This is a genomic window from Enterococcus caccae ATCC BAA-1240 (assembly GCF_000407145.1).
GTDB lineage: Bacteria > Bacillota > Bacilli > Lactobacillales > Enterococcaceae > Enterococcus_L > Enterococcus_L caccae.
In genome coordinates, this window is sequence record NZ_KE136476.1 from 186,217 (window position 1) to 208,447 (window position 22,231).

Sequence of the window (22,231 nt, forward strand, 5' to 3'; positions counted from 1 at the left end):
TTTAAAAGCTAAGTAAGCTCGTAAAGCTAGATATCAATAAAAGTATAACAGGCTCGTCCAGTCTTTTTTCCGAGAGACTAGCCTGAGAAACTAGATATCAATAAAAGTGTAACGAGCTTTTTAAACTTGATGTAATGATATTGTAATATTTCTGCAATGTTTTGGCATCCATCTTAAGACCTATTTTTTCTAAATAAATCCTTCCGTATAGTTAATTATAAGGATTTCTAGGCGATAAGCCAAAGAAACCGACTTTTATGAATGTATGTTCAGTATAAAACGTATGATTTGTCAGAGTTATTATTTTGTATTAGGGTAAAAGAGTAGGCTGGTCCTTACTTTTTATTGGCAACAAATTCATAGGAGGAATCAAGATGACAGAAAAAATCGAAAATCCGTTAACAAGATTCTACGATGGGAAATTTGAAAAACAATCACAAGAAGCACCTGCATTACAACAAAAAATGACACCTGTACCTGACTGTGGAGAAACATCTTACAAAGGATCAGGTAAATTGGCAGGTCGTAAAGCATTGATCACAGGTGGAGATTCTGGCATTGGACGTGCGGCAGCTATTGCATATGCAAGAGAAGGTGCTGATGTAGCAATCAATTACTTACCTTTTGAAGAAGCAGATGCGAAGGAAGTTAAATCGTTGATTGAAGCAGAAGGTCGTAAAGCCGTTTTATTACCGGGTGATTTAAAAGATGAAACATTTACTAGAAACCTTATTCATGATGCCGCAAAAGAACTTGATGGTTTAGACACTTTAGTCCTTAATGCAGGCATGCAGCAGTCTGTAGAGAACATCAAAGACTTATCCACTCGACAAATCATGGATACCTACACGACAAATATCATATCAATGTATTGGGCAGTGCAAGAAGCGTTAGATTACTTGCCAGTAGGTGGCAGTATTATTACAACGACTTCGATTCAAAGTGCTGAACCAAGTGCAAATTTATTAGATTATGCAGCGACAAAAGGGGCGATCACCTCATTTAGTAAAGGATTATCAGCGCAATTAGCTTCTTCAGGTATTCGTGTAAATACAGTTGCTCCAGGACCGATTTGGACCGCCTTGCAAATATGTGGGGGACAACCGCCAGAAAAAATTCCAGAATTTGGGCAGCAAGAATCAATTGGTCGAGCAGGACAACCAGCTGAATTAGCTGCTGTTTATGTGTTTTTAGCTTCAAATGAGGCTAGCTATGTGACTGGACAAGTTTATTCAATTACAGGTGGTAGTTTCTTTGCTTAATTGATTTTATTATTAAGGAGATGAAGAACAATGCCTTGGGATTTAAAGGATTATCCAAGTTCGTTTAAAAACTTTGAGCCGTTGTTAAAAAAGAAAGCCATCGAAATCGCCAATGCGTTAGTCAGTGAAGGGTATCCAGATGACAGAGCGATCCCGATTGCGATTTCTCAATCTAAAAAGTGGCTGGATGAAGCAACGGATACTGAAAAAGCCGCTTTTAGGAAAGAAGCTGATCCTAAAAAGACAGACAAACACAGCAATAAAAAAATCAATACCGATTTGTTAGACAATGATGTTTTGGTTTATTATAAAGAAAATCGGTGGTATGTTCAGACTAAAAATGCTGAAAAACCCGTTGATTCATTTGATACAAAAGAGCAAGCGATGAAGCGAGCGAAAGAAATTGCTGAGAATAAAGAATCAAACGTTAGTGCATATAAAAAAGATGGAAAACCTAGTAAGTAAAGGTTTAAAAGTAGTGTTTTTATCTAGAACTAAGCAAAATAGCTATGGAGTCAGTAATCAATTGACTTTCATAGCTATTTTGTTATTTTTTTAATTGAGTCCAATCATTTTTCAAAATCAAAAACAGATTAGACCCAACATTTCTTTGGTTTGTAGCGTTTACATTATATAGTGAATACAGGAGGAACAAGATGATTGATTATCGAATGAGTTATCTTATCAATAAGCCGTACGGAGTAGGTTACACCATTCAAGAAATCGAGGAGATCACAGGAATGACCGCTGAAACGATTATCGATCAGTTAGGGAAACTCAATGAGCAGCTACAGAAATTTTCCTATGAGCCAGTGTACTGGAAAAAAGCCAAAATTTATTTTTCTAAGAGAGTATCTGAGAAATGGTTGGAACTTCATTTTGGAAAGCTAGAAACAGAGATTTTCTATTCGGAGCATGAAAGGCAAGCGCTAGTGTATCTGTTGACGTTTATCGCAGAAGAGGATTTATCTGTTTATCATTATCAGGAATTTCTTCAAGTTAGTAAGAACACCATTTTAGCGGATATCAAAAAGTTGCGGGAACGTTTGAGTAAGAAGCAACTCAATTTAGAGTATTCGAGAAAAAATGGTTTTTATTTGACGGGTCTTGAAGAACAGATTCGTATTCAAGCGCATCAAATGATTGCCAATGTGGTTACGTCAATTTCAGGAAAATGGGGTTTGACAAAGGGATTGATGAACTATTCAACCATTTTTGAAGCCGATGTTCGTTCTTATTTTTTTGAGACGATCAAAGCCAATGAGCTAGTGATTGTTCCAAGCCGGATCGAAGAGACGATTTATTTTATGTCTTATGTTTTAAGGCGAGCTAAGACTTACTCGTTTAGAGTGGATCAGCAAGTAGACGTTACTTTAAAAGAACTAAATGCTTTTTCAGCAAGTCAGCAATTTTTGAGACAGTTCCCAGAAATAGTAGATTCCGAAATGGAGCAATTTTATTTTACCCTAATTTTTATGACGATCACGCAAGGGGAAATTAGAGATACTGCTTTAGAATATTTGCTGGAATGCGCTAGCCAGATCATTCATGAGATGGAACGCTTAGCAGCAATCGAGTTTAAAGCGTATCGAAAATTACTGCTGGATTTGTTTTATCATTTGGTGCCAGCTTTTTTTAGAATCAAGTATCAATTTTCATTAGCTAATGTATTGACCGAAGAAATCAAAGAACAGTATGGAGAAATATTCACCTTAACCAAAACAGCGCTGTATCCGTTAGAAATGTTGTTGGGTAAACCAATTCCAGACGAAGAGGTTGGTTATTTCACGATTTTATTTGGTGGTGAAATTGGCAATCAACGGGAGCTAAATCGGGTGATCCGCTATAAAGCATTGGTTTTGTGTCCAAGTGGCATCAGTTCATCCTTAATCATGCAATCAGAATTGAAAGAGCTCTTTCCAACCATTGATTTTAGCTTAACAACAACCGTCGATCAACTTGAAAGTATTGCTGAATCTGAATATGATGTGATTTTTTCTAGTGTTCCGCTGCATACACCGAAGAAAACGTATCTGGTCAATCCAATCATGTCTCAATTGGAAAAGAATAATTTGATCCGTTGTGTGCAAGAAGATTTACTGATCCCTGGAATCGTAGTTCCTTCTATAGATGAAATTATCGAGATTTTATTACCGTATATCGAATTAAAAAAAGATGTTACCAAAGAAAAAATTTACCGTATCTTAAATCGCAAAATGATCAAAAAATTGAAAGTGAAAGAAGATGAGAAGCCAATGCTATCGGAGTTGTTAACGACAGATATGATCCAGTTGACGGATAAAAAATTAGAGTGGGAAGAAGCAATTGCTTATGCAGCTCAGCCTTTGAAAACGCAAGGGAAAATTACTGAGGGCTATATTGAAGCAATGATCCAAAAGGTCAAAGATTATGGAGCCTTTATTCATATTGGCAAAGGTATCGCATTGCCTCATGCAAGACCTGAAGATGGGGTCAACCAATTGGGGATGTCTCTTTTAAAAGTGGAAGAGCCTGTTTTACTTTTAGATGACCCAAAGCATGACATTACGATTTTTATCTGTTTGGCAGCTGTAGATAATGAAATGCATTTAAAAGCCTTGGCGAGTTTGACGAAAATTTTATCCAACAAAGAGAATTTAGAAAAATTATTAGCAGCAAAAGACCAAGAAACAATCATTCAGTTAGTAAAGGAAGGAGAATCATTATGAAAATGGCAGCAGTTTGCGGATCTGGTTTAGGATCTAGTTTTATGGTGGAAATGAATATCAACAGTGTGTTAAACGAATTGGGGGTAACAGGTGTTGAGGTAGCGCATTATGATATGGGCAGTGCAACGCCGGATTTAGCGGATGTCTTTTTTGTAGGTGGGGATTTAGCGGATAGTGCGCAGCACTTAGGGAATGTGGTTGTGTTGGACAGTATTATTGATATGGATGAGTTAAGAGAAAAGGTCAAAGCGGTTTGTGTGGATGAAGGGTTACTCTAAACTGAAGAAGGTGGGAGAAAAATATGAATAGTATTTTAAATATATTGATCGATATCGCAAGTACGCCAGCAATTCTGGTTGCCTTGATCGCGGTTCTCGGATTAGGGTTACAGAAAAAGCCGATTTCAGATGTTGTCCGTGGCGGAATCAAAACGTTTGTTGGTTTTTTAGTCGTAACCGCTGGGGCTGGTGTGATCGAAGGGTCACTGGCACCGTTTGGTGAAATGTTCCAGCATGCCTTTAATATGCAAGGTGTGGTGCCGAATAATGAAGCAATCGTTGCTTTAGCTTTAACGAAATATGGCACGTATACAGCACTTATTATGTTAGCGGGAATGGCATTTAATATATTGATCGCGCGGATTACGAAGTTTAAATATATCTATTTAACAGGTCACGCGACACTTTATATGGCCTGTATGATTGCGGTGATTATGAGTGTTACCAAGATGAGTGCAATACCGTTAGTGTTAGTCGGCGGTTTGGCGTTAGGGTTAGCGAATACGATTTTCCCAGCAATCGCTCAGCCATTTACCAAACAAATCACAAAAAATGATTCAGTAGCATTGGGGCATACTGGAAACTTTGGCTATGCGCTTAGTGGTTTTATCGGAAAATATGTAGGGAATAAAGAGAAGTCAACAGAGGATATCAATTTTCCAAAAGGCTTGTCCTTTTTACGAGATTCAACAGTAAGTATTACATTGACGATGGGAATCGTGTATACAATCGTGGCATTATTTGCAGGGAATGACTTTATTTCTAAAAACCTTAGCAATGGGACTAATTATATTATTTATGCGTTACAACAAGCAGGGATGTTTGCGGCAGGTGTCTTTGTGATTTTAGCTGGAGTTCGTTTGATCTTGGCTGAAATTGTGCCGGCATTTAAAGGGATTTCGGAAAAATTAGTGCCGAATTCGATTCCAGCATTAGATTGTCCAATCGTTTTTCCATATGCACCAAATGCTGTGCTGATTGGCTTTTTAACTAGTTTTGTTGGAGGAATCGTTAGCTTGTTTATTATGATCGCTACAGGAACAACCGTGATTATTCCAGGTGTAGTACCACATTTCTTCTGTGGGGCAACGGCAGGTGTTTTTGGAAATGCAACAGGTGGTGTGCGTGGAGCTGTGGTAGGCTCATTTATTCATGGCGTGATTATTAGTTTTATGCCGATTTTACTGATGCCAGTTATGGGTGATTTAGGCTTCCAAGGCTCGACATTCTCTGATACAGATTATGGCGTGACAGGGATATTCCTTGGTAAATTAGCTGATATGGGTGGTCAAATCGCTGTTGTTGCTGGCGTTTTAGCGGTGTTAGCGTTATTGATCGGATTAACGGTTTTCAGCAAGAAAAAGGTGAATGAAACGAAGGAGGCAGCATAATGGACACACAGAAATTTGCGGATCAGATTCGTTATTATACGATGAGAGAATTAGATAATTTAGGCTTTGGGCATTTTGGTGGTAGTTTATCGATTGTTGAAGTGTTAGCAGTTTTGTATGGAAAAGTTTTGAATGTTTCACCAGAAAGAAAAGACAATCCAGACCGTGATTATGTTGTTTTATCGAAAGGGCATGCAGGACCTGCGCTTTATGCTACGTTGTTTTTAAAAGGGTATTTCGATGAAGCGTTTCTTTTCAGTTTAAATCAAAATGGAACGAAACTTCCTTCGCATCCAGATCGGATCAAAACGCCTGGAGTAGATATGACGACAGGTTCCCTTGGTCAAGGGATTTCAGCGGCAACTGGGATTGCAAAAGGCAATCAGCTGTTAGGGAAAGAGAATTATACGTTTGCAATCGTTGGCGATGGGGAATTAAATGAAGGGCAATGCTGGGAAGCGTTTCAGTTTGCGGCACATCAGAAGTTAGATCATTTGGTTGTGTTGATCGATGATAATAAAAAACAGTTAGATGGTTATACAACAGATATTTGTGATCCGTTTGATTTTGTTGAAAAAATGCAGGCTTTTGGTTTCAATAGTTGGCGTGTGGATGGCGGCGATGTTGTGGCGATTGAATCGGCTATTGAGCAGGCAAAACAAACGTTAGGTAAACCGACAGCCATCGTTTTAGATACAGTTAAAGGACAAGGAGTTCCTTACTTTGAAGAATTAGTGGACAATCATCATATTCGACCTGATGAGGCAGGAAAAGCAGCAATTAAAGAAGCCATTGCAACGTTGGCTGAAAAGATCGAGGTGGATCAATAATGAAAGACTTAGAAATGCGACAAGTCTATACAAAAACATTGTTGGAATTAGCAGAAAAAGATCCGAAAATCGTAGCATTAGAAGCAGATTTAGCTAGCTCAATGGGGACAAGCAAATTAAAAGAACAACTGGGTAAACGCTACATTAATGTAGGAATCATGGAAGCCGAAGAAATGGGGGCAGCCGCAGGTTTGGCTGTTACAGGATTTATTCCATTTATTCACACATTTGCCCCTTTTGCGACAAGACGTTCCTTTGATCAAGTCTTTCTTTCTCTAGGATATGCTCAGAATCATGCGGTGATCGTAGGAACTGACCCAGGTGTTACAGCTGAAATGAATGGCGGAACACATATGCCGTTTGAAGATCTTGCCTTGATGCGGGTGATTCCGAGAAATCATATATATGAAGTGTCAGACCCTTATCAGTTTAAAGCAATTTTAGAATATGCACATACGGCAAAAGGGTTGTTTTATATTCGGACGATTCGTAAACAAGCGAATCCCTTATATACAGCTGATGAAGACTTTTCCAAAGGATACTGTAAGTTAAAAGCTGGGATGGATGGGACGATTTTTGCTAGTGGAATCATGGTAGCAGAAGCACTTCAAGCGGCCCATGATTTAGAGAAACAAGGGATTTCAGTTCAAGTGATCGATTTGTTTAGAATCAAACCGATGAATGAAGAAATCGTAATTGAAGCGGCTAGTTTAGGACCAATCGTAACGGCAGAGAATCATAATGTTATCGGTGGATTGGGCAGTGCTGTAGCGGAGATCGTTGCTGAAAATCAGCCGGTGAAAATGAAGCGAATCGGTGTCAAAGAACAATTCGGTCAAGTGGGTAGGTTAGAGTATTTGAAAGAAGTTTATGGATTGAAAGCTGTTGATATTTCAAAAGCGATGGTGGGTTTGTTTGATTAAGTATTTTGAAGGGATAAAGAAACCACGAAGTAACACTAAAAAGGTCGTGCAAATTTTGCATGACTTTTTTAGTGTTACTAATATAGTAGATTTAAGGTATTCGTTATTTTAATTTGAATAGTGTTTCAACAGTTACATCAAATACACGTGCTATTTCTAGCGCTAGCTCTAAGGATGGATTATATCTATTGTTTTCCAAATGAAGGATAGTTTCTCGTCGAACACCAACTTTTTCCGCAAGTTCCCTTTGGGTCAAACCTTTTTCTTCTCTGTATTGTTTTAAAGTCGTTTCTATTTTCCCCATGAGTTATTTACCGGATATTTCTAATGATCTAAAAGTTGAACCATGAAGTATTAGAATTACAGCGAGTATAAATGAAATTATAGCGGGTGAAAGTTTGAGACCTATTGGGATAAAATAAGTGGCTACGCCTCCTACTAGTAAAAATAGTAAAATGAATAAAAAAGTTATGTTACTGGATTTATAAAAATTATTTAAGGCACGTTCATCAAGTTTTTCTGTATTAGTAAGGATGGTTACGACCATTATTATTAACAAGACAAGAATCATTAAACCCCCTATTGTATATTTTGTAAATTCTGAGTTTGTCGGTGGCGTAACGAACAAAATTCCTAAGCTATAGAAAATCATTCCGCTTAACAATTCGATTGTATAAATTCTTTCAGTCAGATTCTTTTTAGTTTTCATATGTCTTACAACCTTCCTTGGTGATATATTTGTAACTTAGTTACAAATATATCACTAGTAAGTTTAATAGTCAACGGAATTTTTTTAGTTATAGTTAAACAATCATATCTCGTTTTTTATGTTATGATAAGCAAAAAAGTTATGTGTAGGAGAATGATATGAAAAAGAACCAACCATCAAAATTTGACTGGTACCATAATCAGTGGGGCAAACCGACGCATGATGATCGATTGCTTTTTATTCTGTTAACGGTGGGAACCTTTCAAGCTGGATTAAGTTGGAAAGCGGCTGCTGGTAAACTTGATGCTTTTTTAAGAAACTTCCATAATATGGACATTCAAAAAGTTGCGGCTATGATGCCTGATGATGTAGAAAGAATCTTAAACGATCCAGAAATGATTCGCAATCCGAGAAAGATCAATGCCACGATTCAAAATGCGCAAGCAATTTTGGCTGTGAAAAAAGAATATGGCAGTTTTGCTGAGTATATGTGGGATTTTGTTGGCGGAGTTCCTCATTTAAATGTATACGAAGAAGCGTATGAAGTGCCAAATGTTACGCCGCTATCTAAACATGTGGCAAAAGATATGAAAAAGCATGGCTTTACTTTTGTTGGCCCAGTTGTGACCTATATGTTTATGAAAGCTAGTGGGATGATTCAAGATGAAGTGCTGAATCAAGAGCAACAATAGCAAGGAAGAACGTTTTAAGTCTATAAAATAGAAACTTGTCTCTTTTAAGAATAAAAACAACTAAATACTGGTTAACCATACTTGCAATTATGGGAGCTTTAGCTTGTTTGTACTGTTATATTCTGTTAAAAAAATCCTACGATATGATAAAAGAGGATGGGGGACAAAAGGGTAAAATAAACTGATTAATTCCAGCTTATTTTACCCTTTTATGATAGTATTACAATTCTTCACCATTACTCTTAATCACTTGCTGATACCAATCAAATGACTTTTTCTTAGAACGCTTCAACGTCCCTTGTCCTTCATTATCCTTATCTACATAAATAAAACCATACCGTTTCTTCATCTCACCAGTCCCCGCAGAAACCAAATCAATAAAGCCCCAAGGCGTATACCCAATCAACGGGATACCATCAAATTCAACCGCTTCTTTCATCATCTCAATGTGAGCTTTCAAATAATCAATCCGATATTGGTCATTGATCGTGCCATCTGGTTCAATTTCATCAATCGCGCCAAAGCCATTTTCCACAATAAACAAAGGCAATTCATAGCGCTCATTAAACCAGTTCATCGCATAACGCAAACCAAGTGGATCGATTTGCCAACCCCAGTCAGAAGCTTCTACATAAGGATTTTTCACTAAATCTTGCGACTCATCATAATCAAAAGCAGGGCCTTTATCATGATCTTTAATTGCAAACGACATATAGTAACTAAAACCGATATAATCCACACAACCATGCGTTAAATCAGTCAAATCCTGTTCCGTAATATCTAAATCAAACCCTTTACGAGCCAAATAGTTTTCCATAAAACTAGGATAATGACCACGAACATGAACATCCGTAAACCAGTAACGTTTTTGCATAGCACTGACCGACATCATCATATCTTTTGGATCGCATGAATACGGATAGATGGGGCACATCGCGATCATACAACCAATTTGAAAATCAGGATTGATCTCATGACCGATTTTAACAGCTTGCGCACTAGCTACTAATTCATAGTGAGCCGCTTGATACATGATTTTTTCACGATCTTCGCCTTCTTGATATTTGATACCAGAGTTGGTAAATGGGGCAAAATCTTCCGCATAATTCGCTTGATTATTGATTTCATTGAAAGTCATCCAATAAGTGACTTTATCTTTATAACGTTCAAAACAAACACGAGCAAACTTCGCAAAGAAATCAATCATTTTACGATTACGCCAGCCACCATATTCAGTAACTAAATGATAAGGCATTTCAAAATGAGATAAAGTAATTACAGGTTCGATTCCATATTTTAGACATTCGTCAAACAAGTCATCATAGAACTGCAAGCCTTCCTCATTTGGTTCAACTTCATCCCCATTTGGAAAAATCCGTGTCCAGGCAATCGATGTCCGGAAACAATTTAATCCAAGATCAGCGAATAATTTTACATCTTCCTTATAATGATGGTAAAAATCGATGGCTTCATGATTAGGGTAATTTTCACCTTGCAACACGCCATCTGTGATTCTTCGAGGCACACCATGAGCGCCAACGGTCATAACGTCAGCAACGCTAATACCTTTACCACCTTGATCCCAACCACCTTCTAATTGATGAGCCGCAACTGCGCCGCCCCAAAGGAAATTTTCTCTTAAAATTGACATACAAACGTCTCCTTTTTATTTGTTATATTCCATGTTTAACTATTAAAATCACCACACAGCTGGGAGGAATTAATTGAACGGAATCAGCTGTGCGGTGATATTTACGTCAGTTTAGAACGGATATTTATGCTTCAGCTTCAATTTCTTCTAATACTTCTTCTGTAATAGGTTGATTTGTTTCTTGTGCATAGTTGATCGCATCCATTTTTCTAGCAAATGGTAGGTAAATAAAGAATCCTAACGTTAAAACAAATGCTTGTAGTAACGCTGCTTGCCAACCACCGACTAATAACCCTGAAATAATTGGAGGCGTTGTCCAAGGCACTTGAACCGCTGTAAATAATGGCACTAAACCAGTATACAAAGCGAAGTAAGTAATAACAGATGATACGACAGGCGTCAAAATAAATGGAATCGCCATGATCGGGTTCATTACGATCGGTGTGGCAAATGTGATTGGTTCATTAATGTTGAACACGGCAGGTCCAATTGATAAACGACCTAGTTGTTTGAACTGGGCAGATTTTGCGAAGAACACCATATAAACCACTAAACCAAGTGTCATACCCGCACCCGTTACTGTTAAAAATTGATCTAAGAATTGTTGCGTTACGATATGACCACCGTTTGCAACAGTTAATTCTTTACCAGCTTTTAAAATATCTGTATTTTCTAAAGAGTTGGCTTGTAAAATCGGACCCATGATTCCGCCGACGATCGTTGAACCGTGAACACCGAAGAACCAGAATAAAGGGACTAAGAAACCAAGTACTAAAGCGCCGCCCAAGGAATCGGTCACACCTTGAAGTGGAGATTGTAAGACATCATAAATGAAATCAAAGAACGTTGTTTTAAAGACTTTATCAAAGAAAATATAGACAAACATCGCACCAGTAATTAAAGCCGCAGCAGGAATCAAGGCAGTAAATGAGTTTGCTACGTTTTCAGGAACAGCTTCTGGTAATTTGATCCGAATGTCATGACGTAAGAACCAACTGTATACCCAACCAACGATAAGACCAACGATGATTGCTGTGATCATTCCTTTACCAGCAGTCCAGTCTTTATTGATGACATTGCCGATCGTTACCCCACTGTCTAAATCAGTCACATCTGGAGCCATAAATAAGATAAAGACAACAAGGGAAATCATGCCGGCAGGTAGACCTTCAAAACCTTCTGTTTTTACATAAGAATAAGCGATCCCGATTACCGCAAAAACTGACATGATGGCAAAAGATGCCCCATAAGCTTGATTGAAGTAAACAACCAAACCACTATCAGTGATCCACTTTGCCACTGACTCAATCGGCAAATTCGCTAATAATAGGAAAATCGACCCAACGATTGTAAAAGGCATCGTGTACAACATCCCATTTCTTAACGCTGTAATCGCTTTAGTATTGACGAATTTTAAAACAGGTGGTAGAACTTTTTCATTGATCCATTCATTCATTCTAAACCTCTCCTTTGGTTAACTAAAGTAACGGAAAATAAGTGCGTGTAGTAGTATTTCAATAGAGCGGCCACTCTGATTTAAATATACTGAATACGTTTACATGTTTACTATAAAAGAAATCTTGTTGATTTAAAATAGGGGAAGCACGTTGAGAAACATGTACCGCTAAAAAAAACAACGCAATCAAAAATAAGATCTAAAAATAAATCAAAACGCAATTTATTTTTAGACCTTATTTTTATTTACGAACTGCGGGCAGTTTTAATGTAATTTTTTGATGTTCAAAGTCGAGTAGCTGAATATTATTGGTTCCGCCAATGCCATACTCACTCGATTGGTAAAGCTCACCATAGCTTGCACCGATAAATTGGTCGATATCCGCTAATGTTTCCCATGTACCTGTAAAAACAGCATAATCGCTAGCTGACCTTGTAAAGGTTCGATTTCCTTCACTATCTTCAATAAAATATTTATAAGTACCGTTACTTGCATCGGGATCATTGATGATGATAGCCTGCACGATTTTCTTATCGGTAGGCAAAATCTCTAGTTTTTGGTTATTCACTTCAGCAAAATCTTCGGGTGTCTTAGGAATAGCAAATTTGTATTGTTTTCCAGTGATTACTTCATCATCCAAATGTTCGATGGTAAATGTCATTAATAGCCACGTCCTTTCATCGGGGTCATTCGCCTAGAAAATACGGCAGACCTTTGTACAAACAATAGCAACGACCAGACTTTTTGTCAAAGTTTCAGCATATGAACTAGTCTATAGCGTTTATTCATTCGTCATTTTTTATTGGATTCTTTTCAGCAAATTCTTTGCTTGCTTGATGGGCAAGAAGCTCGATCAATGCGATGACTGGGATTTGTGTGGTGATATTGATGTACGGATCAGTGTAGATCGAGCGTTCATCAGGCATATAATAAGAAATATTGTAATCAGCTAAACGAGCGATCGTTGAATGCTCATCATTGGTAATACTGAGAATTTGAGCACCTGACCGCTTAAAATCAGTTACCTGTTTGATTACTTCGGTGGTTTCTCCTGAAACGGATAGAATAATCGCTAAGGTATTTTCAAAACCTCTTTGAGGAATAGGGGTGAATGGATCACCAATACTGTAGGCATTGATGCCCATATTTGCAAAATAGCGGCTACCGTATGCTCCTAAAATACCGCTTGTACCAATGCCAGAAAAAACGATGTGACGAGCGGAAGCAATCATCTTGATAGCAGGTTTCAATGTCTCGTAATAGGTTTGCTGATTCAGCCGTTTTAAAAAAGAATCAACGTGCATCGTAGCAGCATAATATTGATCAAAGGACTGTTGCTGTTGCTCTTCTTCTTTTTTTAACGCATATTTCAGTTCTGAAAATCCATCAAAGCCCATTTTTGAACAAAAGCGTAAGATCGTGGACGTGGATACATGGCAATTGGTGGAAAGTTGACGAATCGTTAACTTTGGCACACTGTCCATATGTTCTAAAATATATTGATAAACGAGCATTTCCAATTCATTTAACGATTGGACTTTTTCTAAATCAAACAAAAAGATCCCTCCTGCACAAAAGATTGCGGCTCCTTTATTTTGTAAATAAGAAACAAAAAAGCGTTCAAGTTCTATTGTACAGGAAACGTTGTTATTTCGCTTGTTATTACTATAATTTTATTCGTACAAAGAAAACAGTTGGAACATTTAACTTTCCCAACTGTTTTGAGTGATTTCGTTTTTTTTATGAAACTGTTTATAAAGTAGGTGGGCCAAGAACGTAAATAATAGTGGTCCCAACAATAAGGTCAGGCTTTGTAAATAGTTTCCCTTTGAAAGCGGCTGATAAAGTTGAAATAAGATAGCCAAAGCAATACTTAAAATGACACTATTGCTAATGAGCGTTGCGCTGATTTTTGATCGAACCAAAGCAGAGGTTGAATTATCCGCCAGCTGTTTTTTCTTAAATGCTGGATAGGCGAGTGCCACTAATAAATAAGGAATTGCTCTTGAGATATTGGTCATCAAAGTCAGTTGATTATATAAAAAGACAACATACTGACTGCCTAAGCTGATCCCTAAAATAAACAAACTGATCAGGATACCTTGAATCCGCAACGCATAAATCGGCATATCCTGTTTGTTTTTTTGTTTCAAGCGAGGATGCCAGTAATGCTTAGGTGTTCCTTCAACCAATGTGCGGATCGGCAGATAAAAAATAGTAGATAACAAACTAATGTAAGAAAGCAACAGCGTTAAGGCAGTAAAACGAGTAAGAAATTGAGCTAGAAACTGAGTTTGAATGGCTGTTAATGAAAGAGCCTGACCAACAGCATAGCCTAAATTTTCCATTAATTCATACATTAAATTCCCTAAGTGAATCGTACTATTTGTTTTTAAGTGAGCTAAATTCGTTCCTCCACTCCATAAAAGGATGCCTAAAAAGTAACACAGAACGACTAAAATACTGCTGAAAATCAATAGCTTAGGAAATTGTTTTTTTTGTTTCCCTGTTTTATCAACTAAGCTTGCGATCGTATCTAAACCACCGAAGGCTGTAATGGCAAAAATCAAAAAAGAGAGTTGTTCAATCAGCGGTTGTCCAGATGAAGATCCTGCTTGAACACTATTGAAACTGTTGGAAAGATTTGGCACAATACTAGACTGATTAGAGAGCCAAAGCACCAAATTCCCACCAAGACAAAAGAAAATCAAAAGCGTCATCATGATGCCGCTTAAATACAGTGAAGAAGCAATTCCCTTAAATCCTTTACTAACAAAAAACAATGTTACTAAAACCGCTCCAATCGACAACAGACCAATTAAAATAGATGTGGAAAAATAAGGGATCGAACTGTTTTTTTTAGTTAAATCTTCACCAAAAAGTAAAATAGAGGAAGGAATCCAAAGCTTCATAAATAAGCTGATCATCCAAATAAAATAACTGCAGTACCATAAAAAAGCAGCAGTGAAAGCCACCTTTTCAGAGAGATGCCCAGCGAGCCACTGATACAAACCGCCAATATGGTTTTTATACATGCCAGTAAATTCTGCTATAATAATAGCGTAAGGAATAAAATAAAACAGAGCAGCACCGATAAAATAGGGAAAAGCTTTAAGTCCCATTAGGAAAAAAGCGGTTGTCATACTAGAAAAAGAAAAAACAGTCATGGTAATAATCATGACCAAACGTTTAGGACTAAAAGTAGTAGTAGTTTTCATAAAAAAATCCTTCTAAAATTAAATTGATGTTGGCTTAAGAATAAGAGAAGAATGACTAGAAAACAAGCTTTTTATTAAAAATTAGGGAATAGGAGTAGTCAAATGACGGACCAAGTTCAACAAAAAATCGCTCAAATCAAAGAGGAACTTCAAGTCGATTTTGTTGCTTTAGCATTATCCTCAGTTAATGCAGTGACCAAAGTACGAGTGATTCGCTGGCGTTATGTGGCTGGCAATACCAATCAAAATTATAAACGCATTCGGCTGCAGGTGGGCAAAGGAATTGGCGGTATCGTTTGGCGAACAGGCAGGGCATATCAAGCAACGGATCTGCAAAAGCAACCAGAAAAATTAGTTGAACTGCCAATTACCCGAACGGAAAAATTAGAAACGATCGCAGCATTTCCTGTTTTAAAAGTGGGTGAAGTAAAAGGCGTTCTATTAGTTGGTTATCGAGAGAAAAGAGCTGTTACCAAAGAGTTTTTAACCGTTGCACAAGACAAAGCGAATGAACTGATGGTTTATTTATAGGTGAGAAAAATGGATATGAACATAGCAGAAAAAATATTTGAAGAAACAAAAGATGCCTTGTTTTTGATTGAAGAAAACAACTGTGTCAAACAAAATAAAGCGGCGACTGAGTTAGCAAAAATCTATCCATTCTCGTTAGCAAAAGTATTGGAAATAGCTAGAGGAGAAGGGTGCATGCTGCATTCAACAATGGAAAAATGCTTAGATTGCGAAGTTAAAGCAGACTGGGATCAGGCGGCCTTTCCGTTGGTTTTAGAAGATGCACAGGGAGCCCAGGAACAATTTAGTGGAAGTTACACTGTGTTAGATCAGCAAAAAAGCGTATTGAGCATTCGTCACATGGCTGTTCAAGATCGTCTGCAACAGGTGATTCAAAATAAACGTTTGATTGAATATGTCAATCAAGCTCATGAAAATGAACGTAAAGCGTTATCACAAGAGCTTCATGATGGCCTTGCACAAAGTATTTATAGTTTGATGCTGGAGACACGCCAATTAAAATGGACTGAACAAACCGAAGACCTGACAACAAAATTACAAAAAATCGACGAAGATTTTGTCGCATTACTTGGCGAAGTAAAACAACTTGCGGTTGATTTACGTCCAGCCGCTTTGGATGATTTAGGGTTAGTTCCAGCTATTGAAGCGTTATTGCATCGTTTGACAGAAACAACAGGTGTTGCGCTGCATTTTATTCCAATGATCACAACGAAACGTTTTCCTGAAAGTGTGGAAACAATCACGTATCGGGTTTTGCAAGAAAGTGTGATGAATAGTGTGAAACACGCAGATGTTGATGAATTGTGGGTCACATTAAGTGAACAAGACGAACAGTTAATACTCAACGTTCGTGATCATGGCAAAGGTTTTGATCTTCAACAGGTGAATAAGTACAGCCGTGGTTTGGGGTTGTTACATATGCAAGAGAGAGCTGAATCCATCGGAGGACATTTACTCATTCAATCCGAAGAATTAGAAGGAACAACGGTGACATTACATTTACCGATTCAACAGGAGGTGACAAGGTGAATATCATCATAGCAGACGATCATGCAGTGGTCAGAAGTGGCTTACGTTTATTACTTGAAGGGCAAAAGGGAATCTCAGTGGTAGGAGATGCGGCAGATGGCACGGAAGCTTTTTTATTACTTGAAAAGTATCCCGTAGACGTGGTGTTGATGGATATGCGGATGCCTCCAGGAGAAAATGGTTTACAAACAACTCGGCGCATCAAAGAGCATTTTCCTGACGTGAAGACGATTATTTTAAGTATGCATGACGAAGAAGAGTATGTTCGAACCGCCTTAGAATATGGCGCAAAAGGGTACATCCTTAAAAGTTCTCAAGATACGGTATTACTTGAAGCGATTAAGCAAGTGATGGCTGGTAAAATTGCGATCGATCCATTATTTGGTTCGTATGATAAAAAACGTTGGCTAAAAAAAGCTGACCCAGCAGAAAAAGATGAAAAATACGAACGCCTATCAAAACGAGAACGGGAAATTTTACCTTTAGTTGCTTTAGGGTATAGTAATAAAGAAATCGCTGAACGTTTATTTATCTCCGTCAAAACAGTAGAGGTGCATAAATCTCATGTGATGAAAAAGTTAGAGTTTGAAACGTTTAGTGAATTGTTGCAATATAGTATGAAACATCAATTAATCGACTTATGAGGTGAGAAAAATGATCGGAATTCTTTATGTCTTTCACGGTAGTCAAAAAAACGAAAAAAATCAAGCGGCTATGGATTTTATTCAACAGCTAGAAACAAGAATGGATCCAACATTTTATCAGGCAACGGCCTTTTTAGAAAATCATTCAGATACGATTCCAAGTGTGGCGGAAAAAATGATCAAACACGGTGTCACGAAAATAATCGTTGTTCCTGTTTTATTATTTGCAGCAAAACATGCGCTAGTGGACATCCCCGCTGAACTTGACGTAGTAAAAGAGCGCCATCCAGCTGTTCAATTTGTTCAAACTGAGACATTTGGGAGTAAAAAGGGAAGCCGCCAAGTTTTGTTGGAGCGATTTCAAGAAGCGGCAGTGACTTATCCAGATGATGAGTTAGTTGGGATTTTAGTTGCTCATGGAACAAAGCAAACAGAGCAGCCACAAGAAGTTTTAGTAGAAATAGCAGAAGAAATCCAGCAACAAGTGGGCTTTTCGATTGCTGCTGTCAGTTTAAAAGGAAAAGAAAACTATCTAGAAGAAATCAAAAAACAAGTATCAAATCATCAGCGACCTGTGATCGTACCTTTCTTTTTATTTGATGGTCATTTGATTACGATCATGAAAAATAAACTAAAAGAAACATTTCCAACAACTGATTTTATTATGATGCCAACATTAGAATTTGATCCACGCATCCTAAATGACTTAGAACAAATCGTCAAAGAGGCCGTCACATGTATCCAATAATGCTTGAACTGACTGGGAAAAATATCGTGATTATCGGTGGCGGAAAAATTGCATTACGAAAAACCGTCGGGATTTTAAAGGCGAAAGGGCAAGTAACCGTCGTTGCACCGAATTTTTTGCAGGAATTTGAAGAATTAGATGGCGTAAAATGTATTACAGCAAAATACAAAGCGGAATATATTCAAGAGGCCCACCTTATTTTTGCCTGTACTGATTCCAAAATCGTCAATCAAAAAATCGTTGACGATGCTGCGGATTACCAATGGGTCAATGATTGTAGTCAGAAAGAAAATAGTGATTTTTTTAATATGAGTACGATTGAACAGGATGAGTATTTGATCGCGCTGTCTACTTATGGAAAAAATCCAACAGAAACTAAAAAAATGAAAGAACAGCTAATGATCTTTTTTGAACGAAATACAGATTGTGAATAGCAAACAAGTTACTTTACTGATTTTTGTGAGGTAACTTGTTTTTTTGTTGACATTGCTCTTTGGTACAATGTTAAGATGCTGTTAGATAAATAAAAAAGGAGCTGAGCTGATGTATAAAATGAAAGACGTCGCAAATGAAATGGACATTCCACTTTCAACGATCCGATACTATGAACGCCAAGGGATTGTTATAGGGAAACGACAAGAAAATGGTTATCGTATTTTTGATGAAGAAGATAAAATCCTATTGGAATATTTAATTGTAATGAAACACGTAGGTTTTTCTATAGAGGAAATTAAGGAATTATTGAACTTTTTAGAGTTTCCAGAAAGTGATGAATGTAGTGAACGATCCAATCAGTTATTGACTAAAAAAGAAAATGACATTAGACAAAAAATCAAGCATGAACAAATGGTTTTAAAGCTGATCCAAGAATTGAAACCCAAAATCGTTGCGAAAGAATATGCACAGTACGAAGAAGAAATCAGTGAGGAAATCCACACTATTTATAAAGAAATTCAACAATCTAAGTCAGGAGAGAAAATATGAAAACAACTATTCTATACGCCCATCCATGGGAAGGCAGTTACAATCATGCGATTTTAGAAAAACTACAGCAACGTCTTGCAGCAGAAGGAACAGAATACCAACTGATCGATTTGAATAAAGAGCACTTTGATCCAGTTTTTTCTGCAAAGGATCTAGCGTTATTTTCCAAAGGTGAAACAACGGATCCGCTTGTTCGTCAGTATCAAAAAATATTAGGAGAAACCAGTGAACTGTTTATTATTGCTCCGACCTGGTGGTATGAGTTTCCCGCCATCATCAAAGGTTTTTTTGATAAAGTCATGTTGAAAAATATTGCGTATGATGATTCGGGTATCAGTTTAAAAGGATTATTTACGAATATAAAGACTACAACGATCATCAATACAGGTACTGCTCCTAAGTGGTATTTAAAATATGTTAAAGGGAATTATGTCAAAACGGTTTTTATCAAAGGAACGCTTAAAGATATTGGAATCAAAAATGTGAAGTGGAAGTATATTGACCTAAATAAGGCCTCAGAAGATAAGAGAAAACAATTTTTAGCGCAAGTTTAAAAGTCAGAAAATAAAAAGTAACTAGCTTCTTGATTAGGAGCAGTTGCTTTTTTTGTATAAGCACAGAGAAGAAATTTCCTTTCTGATTTTAAAAGCGTTGCTTTGTATCGTTATTAGGTAATTCCCTAATAGTCACCTGCTTTCATTCTTGCTATTCTAAAAAAGACGAAGCATAGATCGTATTGCTCAAAAAATCACAAAGGAGTGCGGAAATGAATATGAAAGAAAAGCTTGTCTTAGTTGGAAATGGAATGGCTGGTGTTCGGACGATTGAGGAAATTTTAGATCGAGATGCTGAGCGTTATCAAATCACGATCATTGGAGAAGAACAATACCCAAATTATAATCGGATCATGTTGAGTAATGTTCTACAAAAGAAAATGACTGTATCAGAGATCATCACGAATCCACTTGAATGGTATGAAGAAAATCAAATTGAACTGATCAATCATGATCCAGCAGTCCAAATGGACACAAACAATAAAAAAATCATCACCCAATCGGGTAAAGAAATTACGTATGATAAATGTATTTTAGCAACAGGTTCTAGAGCTTTTATCTTACCAGTTGAAGGGGCTCAATTACCTGGTGTTGTTGGGTTTAGAACAATCGATGATACAGAAAATATGCTTGAAGCAGCTCAAAAATATCAAAAAGCAGTCGTAATCGGTGGCGGTTTGCTTGGTTTAGAAGCGGCAAAAGGTTTGTTGGATCAAGGTATGGAAGTCACAGTCGTTCATTTAGAAAAATGGCTGATGGAAACCCAATTAGATGAAAAAGCAGGGAAAATGCTGCAAGCGGATTTAGAAAAACAAGGCTTAAAATTCTTAATGGAAAAAGCAACCCAAAAAATACTTGGTGAAAGCCGTGTTACAGGTTTAGGCTTTAGCGATGGAACTACTATCGAAACAGATATGGTTGTAATGTCGATTGGGATTCGTTCAGAAACAACTCTAGCAAGAACAACAGCGATCGAAGTGAATCGTGGAATCGTTGTCGATGATTTTATGAAAACGAATGTTCCAGATGTTTTTGCAGTAGGGGAATGTGCAGAACATAATGGGCATGTTTATGGTTTAGTTGCACCGTTATTTGAACAAGGGAAAGTCTTGGCAGATGTGTTAACAGATAAAGAAGCGAAACCTTATCAAGGCAGTACCACATTCACTTCATTAAAAGTATCTGGATGTGATCTGTATTCTGCTGGGAATATCAGAGAAGTAGAAGGGATCAACAGCATTGAAGCCTTTGACGGTATTAATTACACGTATAAAAAAATCTTTGTGAGAGACAATCAAGTCGTTGGCGTTGTGCTGTATGGCGATACGAGTGAAGGCAATCGTTATTATAATATTTTAAAGAAAAATGAAAGTATTGAAGAATACACACCTGTATCTTTACTCCATATGGTTGGTGAAGAAGCTAGCGCTGATGTCAGTGAATGGCCAGATGATGAAGTAATTTGTGGTTGTAATGGAATCGATAAAGGAACGATCATGACTGCCATCAATGAAAAAGAATTGACTTCTGTAGCAGATGTAACAAAACATACGAAAGCTGGCGGATCTTGTGGAAAATGTAAATCAGTGATCGGAGATGTTTTAGCCTACGCTTTAGGCGGTGAAGTTGTGTCTGCACCAACTGGAATCTGCGGTTGTACGGATTTAACAAGAGATCAAATCGTCACTCAAATTTATGCGAAAAAATTAACGTCTTCCAAAGATGTCTACCGTGAACTGAATTTTACAAATCCAGAAGGTTGTCCGAAGTGTCGCCCAGCAATTAATTTTTATTTAAATGTAGCCTGGCCTAAAGAACACGAAGATGAAAAAGAATCCCGTTATGTCAATGAACGTCTCTATGCGAACATCCAAAATGACGGAACGTTCTCAGTGATTCCAAGAATGCGCGGTGGAAAAACCAATCCACAACAGTTGCTTTTGATTGCGAAAGTCGCGGAAAAGTATGATGTACCAATGGTCAAAGTAACAGGAAGCCAACGAATCGGTTTATACGGAGTGAAAAAAGAAGACTTACCGAAAATCTGGGAAGAGTTGGATATGAAGTCAGCAGGGGCTTATGCCAAAGCTGTTCGATCAGTTAAAACTTGTGTTGGCGCGAATTTCTGTCGATTTGGTACACAAGATTCGATGGGGCTTGGTATCAAGTTAGAACAACGTTACGAGTTTATCGATACACCGCATAAATTTAAAATGGGTGTATCTGCTTGTCCAAGAAGTTGTGTGGAAAGTGGCGTAAAAGATTTTGGGATCATCGGTGTGGAAAACGGCTTCCAAATTTATGTTGGTGGCAATGGCGGAACCGAAGTCAAAGAAGCTGTGTTACTAACAACTGTTGAAACCGAACAAGAAGTCATCGACATTTGTGGCGCAATGCTGCAATATTACCGCGAAACAGGTATTTATGCAGAACGAACAGCACCATGGATCGAACGTATGGGCTTTGAGGTTGTGAAAGAAGTGTTGCTAAATGCTGAAAAACGTCAAGAATTGTTGGCTGCATTAGATGAAGCAGTCGCAGGACGTCGTGGAAATCCTTGGGATGAAGTGGTTGAGGATCAACAAACACGCCAAGAGTTATACACAGTGGGGAGAGTATAAAG

The 22,231-nt window shown here is 37.6% G+C and carries 23 protein-coding genes; 16 read left to right on the forward strand and 7 right to left on the reverse strand.

Annotated features, from left to right (window positions below):
• The first annotated feature begins 374 nt into the window (after positions 1-374).
• The 7 genes from I580_RS15310 (at position 375) to I580_RS15340 (ending at position 7,392) form a co-directional block, all read left to right on the forward strand.
• Positions 375-1,262, forward strand: coding sequence for an SDR family oxidoreductase (locus I580_RS15310; protein ID WP_010770805.1), 888 nt, complete (start codon positions 375-377; stop codon positions 1,260-1,262).
• A 30-nt stretch (positions 1,263-1,292) separates the two neighbouring features.
• Positions 1,293-1,727, forward strand: a complete 435-nt coding sequence (locus I580_RS15315) for a DUF2188 domain-containing protein (protein ID WP_010770806.1) — start codon at positions 1,293-1,295, stop codon at positions 1,725-1,727.
• A 191-nt stretch (positions 1,728-1,918) separates the two neighbouring features.
• The gene (locus tag I580_RS15320) at positions 1,919-3,970 is read left to right on the forward strand and encodes a BglG family transcription antiterminator (RefSeq protein ID WP_010770807.1); all 2,052 of its coding nucleotides are present in this window, start codon (positions 1,919-1,921) and stop codon (positions 3,968-3,970) included.
• Positions 3,967-4,248 carry a PTS sugar transporter subunit IIB gene (locus I580_RS15325; protein ID WP_010770808.1) on the forward strand — a complete coding sequence of 94 codons (282 nt, stop codon included), beginning with the start codon at positions 3,967-3,969 and terminating at the stop codon, positions 4,246-4,248. The genes I580_RS15320 and I580_RS15325 overlap by 4 nt, the downstream gene beginning before the upstream one ends.
• 23 nt (positions 4,249-4,271) lie before the next feature.
• Positions 4,272-5,639, forward strand: coding sequence for a PTS ascorbate transporter subunit IIC (ulaA, locus tag I580_RS15330; protein WP_010770809.1), 1,368 nt, complete (start codon positions 4,272-4,274; stop codon positions 5,637-5,639).
• Positions 5,639-6,469, forward strand: coding sequence for a transketolase (locus tag I580_RS15335; protein ID WP_010770810.1), 831 nt, complete (start codon positions 5,639-5,641; stop codon positions 6,467-6,469). Before ulaA ends, I580_RS15335 begins: the two co-directional genes overlap by 1 nt.
• The gene (locus tag I580_RS15340; RefSeq protein ID WP_010770811.1) at positions 6,469-7,392 is read left to right on the forward strand and encodes a transketolase family protein; all 924 of its coding nucleotides are present in this window, start codon (positions 6,469-6,471) and stop codon (positions 7,390-7,392) included. The genes I580_RS15335 and I580_RS15340 overlap by 1 nt, the downstream gene beginning before the upstream one ends.
• Positions 7,393-7,495: 103 nt before the next feature.
• Here I580_RS15340 and I580_RS15345 read toward each other — a convergent pair whose 3' ends face one another.
• Both I580_RS15345 and I580_RS15350 read right to left on the reverse strand, forming a co-directional pair.
• Positions 7,496-7,696, reverse strand: a complete 201-nt coding sequence (locus tag I580_RS15345) for a helix-turn-helix transcriptional regulator (protein ID WP_034860008.1) — start codon at positions 7,694-7,696, stop codon at positions 7,496-7,498.
• Between the two features lie 3 nt (positions 7,697-7,699).
• Positions 7,700-8,101, reverse strand: a complete 402-nt coding sequence (locus I580_RS15350; protein WP_010770812.1) for a hypothetical protein — start codon at positions 8,099-8,101, stop codon at positions 7,700-7,702.
• A gap of 158 nt (positions 8,102-8,259) precedes the next feature.
• Between I580_RS15350 and I580_RS15355 the strand changes: the two genes are divergently transcribed.
• On the forward strand, positions 8,260-8,793 hold the full coding sequence (locus tag I580_RS15355; RefSeq protein WP_010770813.1) for a DNA-3-methyladenine glycosylase I: 534 nt from the start codon (positions 8,260-8,262) through the stop codon (positions 8,791-8,793).
• Between the two features lie 220 nt (positions 8,794-9,013).
• Here I580_RS15355 and I580_RS15360 read toward each other — a convergent pair whose 3' ends face one another.
• The 5 genes from I580_RS15360 to I580_RS15380 all read right to left on the reverse strand — a co-directional run bounded on the left by I580_RS15360 (position 9,014) and on the right by I580_RS15380 (position 15,118).
• Positions 9,014-10,444 carry a 6-phospho-beta-glucosidase gene (locus I580_RS15360; RefSeq protein WP_010770814.1) on the reverse strand — a complete coding sequence of 477 codons (1,431 nt, stop codon included), beginning with the start codon at positions 10,442-10,444 and terminating at the stop codon, positions 9,014-9,016.
• A 124-nt stretch (positions 10,445-10,568) separates the two neighbouring features.
• A complete protein-coding gene (locus tag I580_RS15365) occupies positions 10,569-11,900 on the reverse strand; it encodes a PTS sugar transporter subunit IIC (RefSeq protein WP_010770815.1) in 1,332 nt (443 codons plus the stop codon).
• Between the two features lie 241 nt (positions 11,901-12,141).
• Positions 12,142-12,561, reverse strand: a complete 420-nt coding sequence (locus tag I580_RS15370) for a hypothetical protein (RefSeq protein WP_010770816.1) — start codon at positions 12,559-12,561, stop codon at positions 12,142-12,144.
• A gap of 124 nt (positions 12,562-12,685) precedes the next feature.
• Positions 12,686-13,456, reverse strand: coding sequence for a MurR/RpiR family transcriptional regulator (locus tag I580_RS15375; protein ID WP_010770817.1), 771 nt, complete (start codon positions 13,454-13,456; stop codon positions 12,686-12,688).
• A 147-nt stretch (positions 13,457-13,603) separates the two neighbouring features.
• On the reverse strand, positions 13,604-15,118 hold the full coding sequence (locus I580_RS15380) for an amino acid permease (protein ID WP_010770818.1): 1,515 nt from the start codon (positions 15,116-15,118) through the stop codon (positions 13,604-13,606).
• Between the two features lie 102 nt (positions 15,119-15,220).
• Between I580_RS15380 and I580_RS15385 the strand changes: the two genes are divergently transcribed.
• From I580_RS15385 to nirB, 8 genes are all read left to right on the forward strand, one after another.
• Positions 15,221-15,649: a GAF domain-containing protein gene (locus I580_RS15385; protein WP_010770819.1), complete on the forward strand. Its 429-nt coding sequence runs from the start codon at positions 15,221-15,223 to the stop codon at positions 15,647-15,649.
• A gap of 9 nt (positions 15,650-15,658) precedes the next feature.
• Positions 15,659-16,678, forward strand: a complete 1,020-nt coding sequence (locus I580_RS15390; RefSeq protein WP_010770820.1) for a sensor histidine kinase — start codon at positions 15,659-15,661, stop codon at positions 16,676-16,678.
• A complete protein-coding gene (locus tag I580_RS15395) occupies positions 16,675-17,322 on the forward strand; it encodes a response regulator transcription factor (RefSeq protein ID WP_010770821.1) in 648 nt (215 codons plus the stop codon). Before I580_RS15390 ends, I580_RS15395 begins: the two co-directional genes overlap by 4 nt.
• Before the next feature lie 10 nt (positions 17,323-17,332).
• Complete coding sequence (locus I580_RS15400) at positions 17,333-18,070, forward strand: sirohydrochlorin chelatase (protein ID WP_010770822.1); 738 nt, start codon at positions 17,333-17,335, stop codon at positions 18,068-18,070.
• Positions 18,058-18,504, forward strand: a complete 447-nt coding sequence (locus I580_RS15405) for a precorrin-2 dehydrogenase/sirohydrochlorin ferrochelatase family protein (protein WP_010770823.1) — start codon at positions 18,058-18,060, stop codon at positions 18,502-18,504. Before I580_RS15400 ends, I580_RS15405 begins: the two co-directional genes overlap by 13 nt.
• A 109-nt stretch (positions 18,505-18,613) precedes the next feature.
• Positions 18,614-19,054: a MerR family transcriptional regulator gene (locus I580_RS15410; RefSeq protein ID WP_010770824.1), complete on the forward strand. Its 441-nt coding sequence runs from the start codon at positions 18,614-18,616 to the stop codon at positions 19,052-19,054.
• Positions 19,051-19,608 carry an NAD(P)H-dependent oxidoreductase gene (locus I580_RS15415; RefSeq protein WP_010770825.1) on the forward strand — a complete coding sequence of 186 codons (558 nt, stop codon included), beginning with the start codon at positions 19,051-19,053 and terminating at the stop codon, positions 19,606-19,608. Before I580_RS15410 ends, I580_RS15415 begins: the two co-directional genes overlap by 4 nt.
• A 218-nt stretch (positions 19,609-19,826) precedes the next feature.
• Positions 19,827-22,229 (forward strand): nitrite reductase large subunit NirB, encoded by a 2,403-nt coding sequence (gene nirB / locus I580_RS15420; protein WP_034860091.1) that lies wholly within the window; start codon positions 19,827-19,829, stop codon positions 22,227-22,229.
• Positions 22,230-22,231: the final 2 nt, after the last annotated feature.